The organism is Streptomyces liangshanensis, from assembly GCF_011694815.1.
GTDB lineage: Bacteria > Actinomycetota > Actinomycetes > Streptomycetales > Streptomycetaceae > Streptomyces > Streptomyces liangshanensis.
In genome coordinates this window covers 7,317,789-7,331,179 of record NZ_CP050177.1, presented here as the reverse complement: position 1 = coordinate 7,331,179, position 13,391 = coordinate 7,317,789, and the positions used below count along the sequence as shown (strand labels likewise).

At 73.6% G+C, this 13,391-nt stretch carries 12 protein-coding genes; 9 read left to right on the top strand and 3 right to left on the bottom strand.

All coding sequences use genetic code 11. The features are described from left to right. Positions 1 to 63: 63 nt before the first annotated feature. A complete protein-coding gene (locus HA039_RS31845) occupies positions 64 to 1,560 on the top strand; it encodes a glycosyltransferase family 39 protein (protein WP_341830046.1) in 1,497 nt (498 codons plus the stop codon). A 16-nt stretch (positions 1,561 to 1,576) separates the two neighbouring features. On the opposite strand, the gene HA039_RS31840 is transcribed toward HA039_RS31845, so the two are convergent. Next, complete coding sequence (locus tag HA039_RS31840; protein WP_167035249.1) at positions 1,577 to 2,071, bottom strand: CGNR zinc finger domain-containing protein; 495 nt, start codon at positions 2,069 to 2,071, stop codon at positions 1,577 to 1,579. Between the two features lie 135 nt (positions 2,072 to 2,206). Between HA039_RS31840 and HA039_RS31835 the strand changes: the two genes are divergently transcribed. From HA039_RS31835 to HA039_RS31815, 5 genes are all read left to right on the top strand, one after another. Beyond that, positions 2,207 to 3,073 carry an alpha/beta fold hydrolase gene (locus HA039_RS31835; protein WP_167035247.1) on the top strand — a complete coding sequence of 289 codons (867 nt, stop codon included), beginning with the start codon at positions 2,207 to 2,209 and terminating at the stop codon, positions 3,071 to 3,073. 155 nt (positions 3,074 to 3,228) lie between these two features. Further along, positions 3,229 to 3,714: a BlaI/MecI/CopY family transcriptional regulator gene (locus HA039_RS31830; RefSeq protein ID WP_425086394.1), complete on the top strand. Its 486-nt coding sequence runs from the start codon at positions 3,229 to 3,231 to the stop codon at positions 3,712 to 3,714. A 97-nt stretch (positions 3,715 to 3,811) separates the two neighbouring features. Further along, positions 3,812 to 5,218, top strand: a complete 1,407-nt coding sequence (locus HA039_RS31825; RefSeq protein WP_481906684.1) for an LCP family protein — start codon at positions 3,812 to 3,814, stop codon at positions 5,216 to 5,218. A 222-nt stretch (positions 5,219 to 5,440) separates the two neighbouring features. Then, a complete protein-coding gene (locus HA039_RS31820) occupies positions 5,441 to 6,772 on the top strand; it encodes a hemolysin family protein (RefSeq protein WP_167035243.1) in 1,332 nt (443 codons plus the stop codon). Further along, a complete protein-coding gene (locus HA039_RS31815; protein WP_167035241.1) occupies positions 6,769 to 7,803 on the top strand; it encodes a hemolysin family protein in 1,035 nt (344 codons plus the stop codon). The genes HA039_RS31820 and HA039_RS31815 overlap by 4 nt, the downstream gene beginning before the upstream one ends. Before the next feature lie 198 nt (positions 7,804 to 8,001). Here the strand turns inward: HA039_RS31815 and HA039_RS31810 are convergent, their stop codons facing one another. Further along, positions 8,002 to 8,811 carry an SAM-dependent methyltransferase gene (locus tag HA039_RS31810; protein WP_167035239.1) on the bottom strand — a complete coding sequence of 270 codons (810 nt, stop codon included), beginning with the start codon at positions 8,809 to 8,811 and terminating at the stop codon, positions 8,002 to 8,004. Positions 8,812 to 9,004: 193 nt separating this feature from the next. Between HA039_RS31810 and HA039_RS31805 the strand changes: the two genes are divergently transcribed. From HA039_RS31805 to HA039_RS31795, 3 genes are all read left to right on the top strand, one after another. Beyond that, a complete protein-coding gene (locus tag HA039_RS31805; RefSeq protein ID WP_167035237.1) occupies positions 9,005 to 9,640 on the top strand; it encodes a sigma-70 family RNA polymerase sigma factor in 636 nt (211 codons plus the stop codon). Continuing rightward, entirely contained in the window at positions 9,637 to 10,422 is a 786-nt protein-coding gene (locus tag HA039_RS31800) for a glycoprotein (RefSeq protein WP_167035235.1), read from the top strand. The genes HA039_RS31805 and HA039_RS31800 overlap by 4 nt, the downstream gene beginning before the upstream one ends. Before the next feature lie 159 nt (positions 10,423 to 10,581). Then, positions 10,582 to 11,610 (top strand): hypothetical protein, encoded by a 1,029-nt coding sequence (locus HA039_RS31795; protein WP_167035233.1) that lies wholly within the window; start codon positions 10,582 to 10,584, stop codon positions 11,608 to 11,610. 171 nt (positions 11,611 to 11,781) lie between these two features. Here the strand turns inward: HA039_RS31795 and HA039_RS31790 are convergent, their stop codons facing one another. After that, positions 11,782 to 13,206 (bottom strand): MFS transporter, encoded by a 1,425-nt coding sequence (locus tag HA039_RS31790; RefSeq protein WP_243869881.1) that lies wholly within the window; start codon positions 13,204 to 13,206, stop codon positions 11,782 to 11,784. Between the last annotated feature and the right edge of the window lie 185 nt (positions 13,207 to 13,391).

The window sequence follows — 13,391 nt, the reverse complement described above, 5'->3', positions numbered from 1 at the left end:
TTCCTGACGAGCCGGTCAGGTCGGGTCAGGCCCCGGTCAACGAGGTCCGGGCACGGTGGCGGCGTGTCCTCAGCCTTCGCACCGCCCCGAACGTCCCCGCCCGCCGGCCGCCGGAGCGCCCCACACCCGCCCGACGCCCTGGTCGTGGTCGGGCCCGTGGCGCTGACCGTCGCTCTCGGGCTCTGGGGCATCCGCAGGCGCGACAGCATGTGGGGGGACGAGTCGGTCACGTACCAACTCGCCCACCGCGGCCTTTCGCGGATATGGCACACGACACAGCACGTGGATCTGGTGCACGCCCTCTACTACGCCGTGATGCACGAGATCTTCGGTCTCTTCGGCGGCGGGCTGCTGACCCTGCGGCTGCCCTCCGTGCTGGCGATGTCCCTCGCGGCGGCCGGGGTCGGGCTGCTGGGGCGGCGCCTCGCGGGACCCCGTGCGGGGCTGCTCGCCGGGCTGGTGTTCCCGCTCCTCCCCCAGATCCAGCAGTACGCGCAGGAGGGGCGTTCGTACGCCATGGTGTGCGCCCTGGTCACCTGGGCCACGTACGCGCTGGTCGGCAGTGTCGCGCACCGCTCCCGGCGGCGGTGGGTGGTCTACGGCTCCACCCTGCTGCTGGCCTGTCTGCTCCACGAGTTCGCGGTCCTGGCCCTGGTGGCGCACGGCGTGACCCTGATCGTCTCGGGTGCGGCACGGCCGGTGCTCCGGGCGTGGAGCGCGACCGCCGCGGCCGTGGTGACGGGGCTGCTGCCGCTGGCCGTGCGCAGTTCCGGGCAGGCGGGGCAGGTGTCGTGGATCGGCTGGCCGGGGCCGGTGCGGCTGGCCGGCTTCCTGGTCCTGGCGGCGGTGGGCGCGGTGTGTGCCCGGGCGCCGCTGGAGGGGAGAGGGCCGGTCCGGCTGTCCGCGCTGGCGCTGCCGATCCTGGTGCTCCCGGGCCTTCTGCTGCTGCTCCTCTCCCCCGTCGAGCCGCTCTTCGCCGAGCGGTACGTCCTCTACAGCTGCACCGGATTCGCGTTGCTGCTGGGCGCGTGGACGGATCATGTCCTCCGGCTGCGGCCGTCCTCCCGGACGTCCTGGGTCGCGGCGCTCGCCGTCCTGGCCTCGCTCCTGCCGGCCGCTCTCTTCCTGCGGACGCCCGGGAGCCAGCACGACGACGTCGTCGCCATCGGCGCCGCCGTACGGAGGGAGGGCCGTCCCGGCGACGGTCTGCTCTATCTGTCCGGCCGGCACCGCGTCTGGACCGGGGCGGACCCCGGGGGCACCCGCCTCCTGACGGATCTGGCCCTGGCGCGCGACGCCGTCTCCTCGGACACGCTCGCCGGTGTGGAGCTTCCCGCCGCCGAGATCGCGGCGCGCATGCTGCGGTTCGACCGGATCGTCGTCGTCCGTGACCCGGCGGGTGAGCATTCACCGTCGGACGCGCGGGAGGAGGCGAAGACGCGCACCTTGCGGCGGTACTTCCGGCCGTGGGAAACAACCCGGGTCACCGGGGCGCGGGTCACCCTCTTCGTACGCGACCGGGGCGTGTCACCGGCGGACGGGCCGCCCCCCGGCCCGTGACGGAGCGCACGGCGCGTCAGGCGTCGGTGCGGCGGGCCTGGTGGCGGCGGGCCTTGAGGCGGTTGCCGCAGGTGGTCATCGAGCACCAGCGGGCGGTGTTGGAGCGGCTGCGGTCGAGCAGGAAGAGATCGCACTCGTCGTTGGCGCAGGGGCGCAGCCGTCCGGGCATGCGCGCGGACAGCGCGGCCCAGGCCAGCACGATCCGGGCGGGGAGGGCGCGCTCGGGGGGCGCGTACAGGTCCCAGCGCAGGCCGTCGCCGTCGATCACCGGGTGCTGACCGACGTCCGCCAGGGCCGCGTTGAGGATCGTGGCGGGCCGCTGACCCCGTACCACCGCCTGGAGGTCCCGGCGCACGCTCCGCAGCGCGGCCCGTTCCCCGGCTCCGCCGGTCCCACCGCCGTGCGCGGTCAGCCAGGCGTCGGCCGCGGCGTCGTCCGCGAGCCGGTCCACCGTTCGGCCGTCGACGACGGGGGTGGTGTTGAGCAGGTCGACCACGACGCTGTCCTCCATGCCGCCGCCCGCCTCCTTTCACGATTCCGCCGGTCCCGGCTCCCCACCGGCGCTCTAACCACCTTACAAGCTTGACACGGTTAGTGTCGCCTGCTTGGCTGGACTAACCAGCTTGAAGCACCTTGGAGGTTAGTCATGTCCGCAGTGCACCACCGCAGCATCGACGTCGACGGCCGGCGGGTCTTCTACCGCGAGGCGGGCGACCCCGGGGCGCCCGCCGTCGTCCTCCTGCACGGATTCCCGGCGAGTTCCTTCATGTACCGCGACCTCATCCCGCTGCTGGCCGACCGCTACCACGTCGTCGCGCCCGACCTGTTGGGCTTCGGCCTCAGCGACGCCCCGCCGGTGGAGGAGTTCGACTACACCTTCGACGCGCTCGCCGACTCGGTCGAGGGCTTCCTGCGCGCGACCGGCGTCGAGCGGTTCGCGATGTACGTCCAGGACTACGGCGCGCCGGTGGGATGGCGGCTGGCGCTGCGCGACCCGTCGCGGATCACCGCGATCGTCACGCAGAACGGCAACGCGTACGTGGAAGGCTTCGTGGAGTCCTTCTGGAAGCCGCTCTGGGAGTACGCCGCCGATCCCACCGAGGAGAGGTCGGCGCCGCTGCGCGACGCGCTCACCCCGGACACGATCCGGTGGCAGTACGTCCACGGCGTACCGGACCCGAGCCTCGTGAGCCCCGACACCTGGGCCCACGACCACGCCGCCGTGAGCCGGCCCGGCAACGACGAGGTGCAGCTCAAGCTCTTCCGCGAGTACCCGACCAACGTGGGCCTGTACGAGGACGTGCACGCGTACTTCCGCTCGTCGCAGGTCCCGCTGCTCGCCGTCTGGGGCCGTAACGACGAGATCTTCGGCCCGGACGGGGCGCGGGCCTTCCGCCGTGACCTGCCGGACGCGGAGATCCACCTGCTGGACGGCGGCCACTTCCTGCTGGAGAGCGAACTGACCGCCGTGGCCGCGCTGATGACGCCGTTCCTGGAGCGCGCGCTCGGCTGACGAGCGCCGCGCGATCCCCGGGGTGGCGGGGCCGGCCACGCATCTACAACACTGTAGAAGTGCGCCGTCGCACCCCGGGTCACACCCCGGCGGCGCTGGTTAGGATGCCCCGGCACCAGGTCGCCTGGCGCGGCAGCGTGGGAGGAGGCCGTTTCGTGGTGGGGAACGCCGGGGACGCCGGAGACACAGCGGGCACCGGGAGCGGCGACGGGCCGGGGCGGGAGTCCCGCACCCGCAGGCGGGGCCAGGGCCAGCTGGAGGCACAGGTGCTCGCCGTCCTCGGGTCAGCGACCGGCCCGGTGACCGCCACCTGGGTGCAGGAGCGCCTCGACGGCGACCTCGCGTACACGACGGTGATCACGATCCTCACCCGCCTCCTCGACAAGCAGGCCGTCACCCGCACCCGGTCGGGCCGCTCCTTCCTCTGGACCCCGGTCGCCGACGGGGCGGGCCTCACCGCGCTGCGGATGCGGCGGCTCCTGGACGAGCGCGACGACCGGGACGCGGTGCTCTCCCGGTTCGTCTCGGCCCTCTCCCCCCACGACGAGCGGGTGCTGCGCGCCCTGCTCTCCGGCAGCGGCACGGAATCAGGCGGAGGCCCGGAATCCGGCGGAGCCCCCGGGGACGGCACGGAAAGCTGACCTGCCGCTTCTACACGCCTGTAGAGTCGGTCCGTCGCAGCGGGCGACGGCCGGGCCGGAGGACGGACCGGACGGGGAGCGGGGCACGGAGGACCAGGTGGGGACGGAAACCAGGGGGCGGCGGCCCGGCGCCGCGAGCAGGGGGCGCCGGGGAGGCGCCGGGCCGGGCCGGACCAGGCTCACCCGGCGCGGCCGGGTGGCGGTCTGGATCTGCGGGGTGCTGGCCGTCGGGGCCCTCGGGGCGGGCGGCGCGGGGACCTGGATCTACCAGCGCCTGGACGGCAACATCCACGGCGCGGACGTCGACGGCAAGATCGGCGGCGGCCGGCCGGTCAACTCCAGCCCCGGTTCACAGAACATCCTGGTCGTGGGGTCCGACTCGCGGAAGGGCGCCAACGCGAAGTACGGCAGCGACCTGACCACGATGCAGTCGGACACGCTGATGGTGCTGCACATCGCCGCCGACCGGGACTGGGCCACCGTCGTCTCCCTGCCGCGCGACTCCTGGGTCACCATCCCCGCCTGCGACCGGGGGAACGGCAGCGAGTCCGCCCCCCACCACTTCAAGATCAACGAGGCGTTCGCCATCGGCGGTACGAGTGGTGACGTGGCCGGGGCCGCCGCGTGCACCATCAGGACGGTGGAGCGCAACACCGGCCTGCGCATCGACCACTTCATGTCCGTCGACTTCCAGGGCTTCAAGGGCATGGTCAACGCGCTGGACGGCATCGAGGTCTGCCCGGAGACCGCGATCCACGACAAGAAGGCGCACCTCGACCTGGAGGCCGGCTGCCAGACCGTGCGCGACGAGAAGGCGCTCGGGTACGTCCGCACGCGCTACAGCGTCGGGGACGGCTCCGACCTCGGCCGGATCGGCAGGCAGCAGGAGTTCATGGAGGCGGTGGCCGCCAAGGCGCAGCAGAAGCTGACCAGCCCGAAGGCGCTGTACGGGTTCCTCGACTCGGCCACCAAGTCGCTGACGACCGACGAACCGCTGGCCGGGATCAAGCCGCTGTACGCGCTGGCCTCCGAGATCAAGGGCATCCCCAAGGACCGGCTGGCCTTCCTGACCGTACCGAACTACCCCCGCCAGGCGGACGTCCCGGCGGACCGGGCCAACGTGGTGTGGCAGTACCCGCAGGCGTCCGACCTGTTCGGCTCCCTGGCCCGGGACAAGGAGGTGAGTAAGAAGCAGCTGGAGGCCGCCACCAGGAACCCGCTCTACGCGCACACCGTCCGCGTCCAGGTCCTCAACGGCACGGGCACGTCGGGCAGGGCCGCCGCGGTCGCCGAGACGCTCCGTACGGCCGGCTTCACCGTCGCCGCCGTCGGCAACGCGCCGGAGACCACGGCCAGGACGACGGTGGAGTACCCCGGCGGCCTCGGCCCGCAGGCCAGGGTCCTCGCCTCGCGCCTGCCGGACGCCGCGGCGCGGCAGTCGGCGCAGGCCGCGCCCGGGCTCGTGACCCTCACCGTGGGGACGGACTTCACGGACGTCCGGTAGGGGCGCCGACCCACGGCGCGGGGAGGCCCCCGGCCGGGATCGTGCCGGACGCCACATTGCTTTGTTTTGCGAGTCCTTTACTATTGAGCGACACGGGACGGCCTGACCGTCCCGTCCCGAATCGTTCTTCCGAGTAAGGAGCTGCGGTCCCGCAATGGGTGAGCCTCCCAGTACGAACCGTGCCATCCCCGTCCCGTCGCACCAGGGGCCGGGGGTGGCACGGTGACCGAAGTACTCCTGCTGTTGCTCGCTCTCGCGTTGACGTTCGCCTGCGCGGTGTTCGTCGCGGCCGAGTTCTCCCTCACCACCGTGGAACGCGGTGAGCTGGAACGCGCCGCCGCGGCCGGCGAGCGCGGGGCGGCGAGCGCCCTGGCCGCCGCCAAGCGCCTGACCTTCCAGCTGTCCGGCGCCCAGCTGGGCATCACGGTGACCTCCCTGGTCATCGGCATGCTCGCCGAGCCGTCGCTGGCGGTGCTGCTGCGCGGCCCGCTGGAGGGCGCGGGGCTGCCCGGGGGCGCGGTGTCCACCGTCGCCACCCTGCTCGGCGTCGTGGTGTCGACCGTGGTGCTGATGGTGATCGGTGAGCTGGTCCCGAAGAACTGGGCCATCTCCCGTCCGCTGGCCGTCGCGAAGGTCGTGGCCGGCCCGCAGCGTGCCTTCACCGCCGCCTTCGGCCCGCTGATCCGGCACCTCAACAACACCGCCAACCGCCTGGTCCGGCGCTTCGGCCTGGAGCCCGCCGAGGAACTGGCCTCCGCCAGGACACCCGAGGAACTGGTCGCCCTGGCCCGGCACTCGGCGCGCGAGGGGGCCATCGAGGCGGACTCCGCCGAGCTGTTCGTACGGACCCTGCACCTGGCCGACCTGTCGGCCGAGAACGTGATGACGCCCCGTGTGGACGTCCGGGCACTGGAGGCGCACGCCACCGCGTCGGACGCGGCGCGGCTCACCCTGGCCACCGGTCTCTCCCGCTTCCCCGTCTACCGCGACAGCCTGGACGAGGTGATCGGCACGGTCCACATCCGGGACGTCCTCGCCCTGGACGAGACCCTGCGCGACCGCACTCCGGTCACCGCGCTGGCGACGAAGCCGCTGCTCGTCCCCGACTCGCTGCCGGTCGACCGGCTGCTGCGGCGGCTGCGGCAGGCGCGGACGATGGCGGTGGTCATCGACGAGTACGGCGGGACCGCGGGCGTCGCCACCGTCGAGGACATCGTGGAGGAGGTCGTCGGGGAGGTACGGGACGAGCACGACCCGGACGAGATCCCGGGCCTGGTCCCGGTCACCGCGGGCGCCGCGGGCCGCCGCGTGTGGGAGGCCGACGGCAGTCTGCGCCTCGACCAGCTGGACGAGATCGGCTTCACCGCCCCGGAGGGGCCGTACGAAACGCTCGCGGGCCTGCTCGCGACCCGGCTGGAGCGGCTGCCCGTGGCGGCCGACCGGCTGGACGTGGACGGCTGGCGGTTCGCGGTCCTGCGGGTCGAGCACCACCGGGCGGACCGGGTACGGATCACGTCCCCGCTTCCCGCCACGCTGACGGAGGACGCCCGATGACCGGCCTGCAACTGACCATCGGCGCCCTGACGCTCCTCACGAACGCCTTCTTCGTCGGGGCCGAGTTCGCCCTGATCTCGGTGCGGCGCAGCCAGATCGAACCGGCCGCGCTCAAGGGCGGCCGGCGCGCCAGGACCACGCTGTGGGGCCTGGAGCACCTCTCGGCGGCCATGGCCACCGCCCAGCTCGGCATCACGATCTCCTCGCTGGTGCTGGGCGCGGTCGCCGAGCCGGCCATCGCGCACCTCCTGGAGCCGCCGTTCGAGGCGGTCGGGGTGCCCGAGGGTCTGATCCATCCGATCGCGTTCGTGATCGCGCTGACCCTGGCGACGTACCTGCACATGCTGATCGGCGAGATGGTGCCGAAGAACATCGCGCTGGCGGCGCCCGCGCCGACCGCGCTGCTGCTGGCGCCGCCGCTGATCGCCCTCACCCGGGCGCTGCGGCCGGTGATCTTCGGGATCAACGCGTTCGCGAACCTGCTGCTGCGGCTGCTCAAGGTCGAGGCCAAGGACGAGGTGACGTCCGTCTTCACGGACGACGAACTGGCCCGGCTGGTCAAGGACTCCAGCGAGGCGGGCCTGCTCGACCCGGCGGACGGGGAGCGGCTGCGGGACGCCCTGGAGCTGGGCACCCGGCCCGCCGGTGAGGTGATGGTCCCGCTCGGCAGGACCGTCATGGTGGACCACGGGATCACCCCGCAGCAGCTGGAGCGGACGGCGGCGTCGTCCGGCTTCTCGCGGCTGCCGGTGACCGGCCCGGACCGGACCGTCCTCGGCTACCTGCACATCAAGGACGCCCTCGGCGCGGCCGACCGGACGGGGCCCTTCCCGCGCTCCGCCCTGCACACCATGGTCAGGGTCGAGATCGACACCCCCCTCGACGACACGATGACCGCGATGCGCGCCGCCGGCACGCATCTGGCCGCCGTCACCGGCGACCGCGGAACGGTCATCGGGTTTGTCACCATGGAAGACGTCCTGGACGAACTGGTCGGTCCCGCCGCCGGTGTCCAGGCAGCCGCCGGATAGCCGGGCGACCGGACACGGCGGCAGAGGAGCGTCCGGTGCCCCGCCCCGGGCACCGGCCGCTCCTCGTCCACGTGGGTCATGGGTACCGTATTCGCGCCGGGAAGGGAACACGTCCGCCTCACACCGGAGGAGACGAGTCGGTAACGGCGCGGCAAAGTCGCCCGCTGCCGTCGAGCCCCGGGACCGCGAACTCGCAGGTCAGGGCTTGCGGGCCACCCCCACGTAGCAGGCGGCCTCCTTGTCCGTGGCCCCGTCCCGGCCGTCGCCGGGGTCGGGAAGCCACCGGTGGGAGGCAATGACCCCCGGGTCCAGCAGGTCCCAGCCGTCGAAGAATCGGGTGATCTCCTCGCGGGTACGGGCCTGGCCCGGCGTCCCGGAGGCGCGGTAGGCCTCGGTGAGGCGCGCGATCCCCTCGGGGTCGAACTCCGGTGTCACATGGGCGATCGCGAGCGTGCTGCCGGAGGGCAGCGCGGACTTGAGTTCCTCCACGAGGTCGTGCGCGCCGTGGTCGTCGGTCACGAAGTGCAGGAGCGCGTTCAGGCTCAGGGCGACCGGCCGGGTGAGGTCCAGCGTCGTGCGGATCTCGTCGGCGGCCAGCAGCGCCTTGGGCTCCCTGACGTCCGCGTGCACGTACGCGGTGCGCCCCGCCGGATGGCTGTGCAGGAGTGCGCGGGCGTGCGCCAGGACGATCGGGTCGTTGTCCGTGTAGACGACACGGGCGTGCGGGACCTCCGCCTGCGCCACCTCGTGGAGGTTGGGTGACGTGGGGATACCGGTGCCGATGTCGAGGAACTGGTCCATCCCCGACCGGGCGAGGAAGCGTACCGAGCGGTGCATGAACCGCCGGTTGATCCGCGCCGTCGCCAGGATCGAGGGGAAGGCGCCCATCGCGCGCGCCGCCCCCTCCCGATCGGCCGGGAAGTTGGTCGTCCCGCCCAGGTAGTAGTCGTACATCCGGGCTGAATGCGCCCTGTCCAGCTCCAGGTCCACCGCGCCACCGTCCGTCACCGCACGCCCCACTTCCCACGTCCGCCCGCCAGGAGCAACTACGGTACGAGACGCGTCAACTCCCCCTGCGCGTAAGGTGATCCGCGACAATATTTTTCGCCCGACCACTCCACCACCACCACAGACATCCGGTTGACTGTCCCCCGGAAGGAAATCCCTTCCTGACGGAGAGGCACCGAAGGGGCGGCACCTGATGGCCCGTGACAGCGGCGAGGCCCGGGGCGTGGTCGTACGCGACCCGGCTCGTCCGGATCCACGCGACCCGGCGGGACCGGATCGGAGTGAGCCCGGCGTACGCCGGCACGCGGACCGTTCCAGGCACCGGCTGGCCCTGACGTTCGACGCCTTCGCCGCCCACCACCACCGGCTGTGGCTGCGGTACGCCCACACCCAGGTCGGTTCCCGGGCCGCCGCCGAGTCGGTGGTCGAGTCGGCGTGCGCCCGCTTACTGGCGTACTGGCCGCACGTCCTGCTCCAGGAGTCCGTGGCGCAGTACGCGTGGGCGGTCCTGAAGGAGGAGATCGCCCGCCGGCGGGACGCGCACGAAGGGCCGGCCCTCGTCGACACCGCCGCCTTCGACGCGGCCGCCCGCAAGCTCCTCCAGCACGGGACGCCCGATCAGTTCACGGTCCTGGAGCACGAGATGGGCCTGTACGGCGCCATCGCGCGGCTGCCCGAGCGGCAGTACGACGTCGTCGTGCTGCGTTACGTGCTGCGCGTCGCGGACGAGGTGGTGGCCGAGTACCTGGGCATCGAGGTGCCGACCGTGCGCTCGCACGTCCGGCACGCCCGGCGGCGGCTGGCCAGGGAGTTGGGACGCGCCCGGTGAAGGGTTACGAGGACCCGCCGATCGAGGTGCTGCTGGACGGCGCCGAGGTCCTCGTCGACACGTACGACACCTACGACACCGGCACCGCGCTGCGGCGGATCGCCGAGCGGGCCGGGGACCGGGCGGAGGGGGCCCCGCCGCCCCCGGGAAGCGACGCCCCACCGGCCCCCGGGAACCGCGCCGCGGCGCACGAACAGGCCGCCCGCGACCTGGACCTGGCCGTCGCGCTCGTCCTGAACGCCCCCGAGGCGGCGGGCTGTCTGGCCCAGCTCGTCGACCACGACCGGATCGACCCGCAGGGCGCCGTCGTCTTCGCCGCCCTGCTGCATCTGACGGGGCACCGGGACGCGGCCCAGTTCTGGTGGCAGTTCGCGGCGGGCGGCGGCAACCGCACGGCGGCGTTCTGCCTCTTCCTCGTCCACCAGCGGCGCGCCGAGTTCCGGGACGCGGCCCACTGGCGCGCCGAGTCTCGCAGGCTCGCCGCGCCCGGCCGTACCCCCGCCGACGGCGCGTCACCCTCGGCCGCCGCGCTGTCGTCGCTGCTGCCCGAGGCCGTCCTCCACGACCTCATCGGCCAGTGCCACCGCGGCCGGCATCCCACGCTGCCCGCCGCGCTGGAGTCCGTCGTCAACCGGCTGCGCGTGGACAGCGCGGACGAGGACTACGGCGAGGTGCCGCAGCCGGACGCGACGCTGGTGACGTGGCCGGTCGGGGGGACGGGCAAAGGGGCGGGCGACGGGGTGGACGACGGGCCGGGGGCGGGACCCGCCCGGACGCGCTGAAGCATGCGCGCGGCGGCGAGAACCCCTCGTATGCCGGTCCCGGATGGCGCAATCCGCACATCGGGGCATTTCATGTAACAAAGCGTGCGCCGTATGTGGCCGCACGGTGACCACCTGGGTGTGTGCCCGCCCGTGGAGTTCGGCAGAGGGAGCCGCGCCATGTCTCTTGACCCCCACCTCGACCCCGCCACCGAGGACCGCGACGAGAGCCGTCCGCGTACGCCGGACGACGCCGCTCTCGCCGCCCTCACCGGCCTCACCGACAGCACGAGCCTGTCCCTGGAGCCCGGTCAGGAGCCGATACGGACCCTGCTCTGGACGGCCGCGACCGCCCGGCCGCTGGAGGAGGTCGCCGCGCTGGTCAGTCTGCTGCGGCGGACCGGCGAGGTGCCCAGCCCCGGTGACGAGGCGCTGCGGGCCGCCGCGGTGGCCCGTCCCCTGGAGGAGGTCATGCAGCTGGTGGCCCTGCTGCACGAGCCTCCCCACGAGTTCGACGAGGCCGACACGACGCTGCGCGCGGCGGCCGTGGGCCGGCCGATCGAGGACGTGGCCGAGCTGGTGACCATCTTCGGCGGCGACGAGGCCGAGGCCACCAGGCCCGCGGCGGCCGACCGGGCGGCGGAGGCGCGCGGCCCGGCGGACGGTGACGACGCCGCCGAGGCGGCGCAGGACGCTCCGGCGAAGGCGGTACGCCCGGCGGGGATCGCGTCGGCGTTCAGCCGCCCGGCCCCCGCCCCCGCGGCGGCCGCCCGACCGCGGCGCCGGGCCGGCACGACCGCCGTCCCGGCTGCCGGCTCGGCGCTGCGGTCGGTGCTGCGCTGGCCGGTCATGGCGCTGCTGGTGGTGTGCGCGGTGCTGCACCTGCCCACGGACTACACGCGGCTGGGATCCGGCAGCGTCGCCGACGTGCTTTCCCTGGCCCTCACCGTGGTGTGCCTGGCGAGCGCCGTCTGGCTGGCGGTACGCGACACCGTGCGCCTCTGGGTGGCGAGCGCCTCCGCGGCCCTCGCGGTGGTGATCGCGCAGGCCGTCTCGGCGGTCGCCGGGATGGACCTGCTGTCGAGCAGTCTGGGGAGCTTCCCGGGCGCGGCCGTGGTGGCGGTGGTGTGCGCCGTGGCCGCCGTGGGTCTCGCCGGTACGGCCCTGACGCTCCGCCGGCAGGCGGCCGGGGCCGCCGCACGCGCCTAGGCCGTCTCTTCCGGGCCCAGCAACGCGTCCCGCACTCCGCGCGGGCCGCGCCCGTCCACGTACCGGATGATTCCCGGCCCGTGGGCGGGCGCGGCCGTCGTGCGTCCGGCGACAACGCGGCAGGCGTGCGTGCCGGACACCGCGACGCCACGGAGATCCGAACGACACGCCCTAGGTGTGGGCCTTCCGCTTCCGGCGCGCGACCAGCACGTCGGCGAGGGCCACGATCAGGGCCGCCAGCGCGAACGCCACCGACACGGCCAGGCCGTGGTCGTACGCCGACGCCCAGCCGTCGCGGGGCACCGCCGCGAAGAAGACGGAGCCGATGGCGGCGATGCCGATCGAGGAGCCCACCCGCTGTCCCGTCTGGAGCGTGCCGCCCGCACTGCCCGCGCCGGCGACCGGCACCTCGGCGAGGGTGAGGGTCTGGTTCGGTGAGATCACCAGGCCGCTGCCGAGACCGGCGAGCAGCAGCGGCCCCGCCATGGCCCAGCCCGCGTGGTGGCCGGGGACCAGATGGACGGCGAGGACGGTGAGGGCCAGGCCGGCCACCACCATGGTCAGCCCGACGACGATCAGCCGCCGCCCGAAGCGGCCGACGAGCCGTCCGCCGATGCCCGCCGACACCCCGGAGCCGAGGGCGAAGGGGGTGATGGTCAGTCCGGCGAGGAGCGCCGAGTAGTGCAGCCCGCTCTGGAGGAAGAGCGTGGTGATGAAGAAGATCGAGGTGAAGCCGCCGAAGTAGAACAGGATCATCAGGCAGCCCAGCCAGTACGAATGGATCCGGAAGAGTTCCAGGTCCAGGACCGGCCGGGTGCCGCCCGTCCTGTTGCGGGCCTCCCACCGGACGAAGGCCGTGAGCAGCGCGGCGGCGAGCACCACGAGGAGCCACTTGGTGTTCCCGTGCCACTCCCGTGACTGCACGAAGGGCAGGAGGAGCGCGACCACGCCCGACCCGAGCAGGAGCACGCCGACCGGGTCGAGGTCGCGGATCCGGACGTGGCCGGCCGCCGGGGTGTCGGGCAGGAGACGACGGGCCAGCAGGAGGCAGACGGCCCCGAGCGGCAGGTTGACGTAGAACACCCACCGCCATCCGTCGTCCGCGCCGGCCGCCTGGATGATCAGCCCGCCGAGCAGGGGGCCGACCGCGGTGGAGATGCCGACGACGGTGCCGAACATGCCGAAGGCCCGGCCGCGTTCCCGGCCGGAGAACATCTGCTGGATGAGGGCGGAGACCTGGGGGGCGACGAGGCCGCCCGCGGCTCCCTGGATCAGCCGGGCGGTCACCAGCCAGGCGCTGGACTGCGCGGCGCCGCAGGCCGCCGACGCGAGGACGAAGAGGGTGAGGCCCACCATGAACACCGGGCGCCTGCCGCGGGCGTCGCCGAGGCGGCCGGAGGGGATCAGGAAGAGGCCGTACACCAGGGCGTATCCGGAGACGACCCACTGGAGATCGGACTCGGGGGCGTCGAGCCCCTCCCGGATCGAGGGCAGCGCGACGTTGACGATGGAGACGTCGAGCAGGGTCATGAAGGCCGCGACCAGGCAGACGGCGAGCGCCTTCCAGCGCCGGGGGTCGGGGGGCTGCGAGGACACGGAGCCGGCTTCCTCTCTCCACCGCGGGCAGGAACCCCCATCATGCGGCCGGGCCTCCCCCGGTCCACGGCACCTCGCCGGGCAGCGGAGGACGGCGCCCCCGGGCCGTGGCGGGAAACGGCCGGGCACGGGTCCCTCGCGTCGCGAACGCGAGGGGCCCGTGCCCTGGGTTACCGCCTACCGCC

Bases quoted from the DNA above. Each gene is read 5' to 3' on its own strand.
- HA039_RS31840 (WP_167035249.1), bottom strand. From the start codon at position 2,071: ATGGAGGACAGCGTCGTGGTCGACCTGCTCAACACCACCCCCGTCGTC.
- HA039_RS31835 (WP_167035247.1), top strand. From the start codon at position 2,207: ATGTCCGCAGTGCACCACCGCAGCATCGACGTCGACGGCCGGCGGGTC.
- HA039_RS31815 (WP_167035241.1), top strand. From the start codon at position 6,769: ATGACCGGCCTGCAACTGACCATCGGCGCCCTGACGCTCCTCACGAAC.
- HA039_RS31805 (WP_167035237.1), top strand. From the start codon at position 9,005: ATGGCCCGTGACAGCGGCGAGGCCCGGGGCGTGGTCGTACGCGACCCG.
- HA039_RS31795 (WP_167035233.1), top strand. From the start codon at position 10,582: ATGTCTCTTGACCCCCACCTCGACCCCGCCACCGAGGACCGCGACGAG.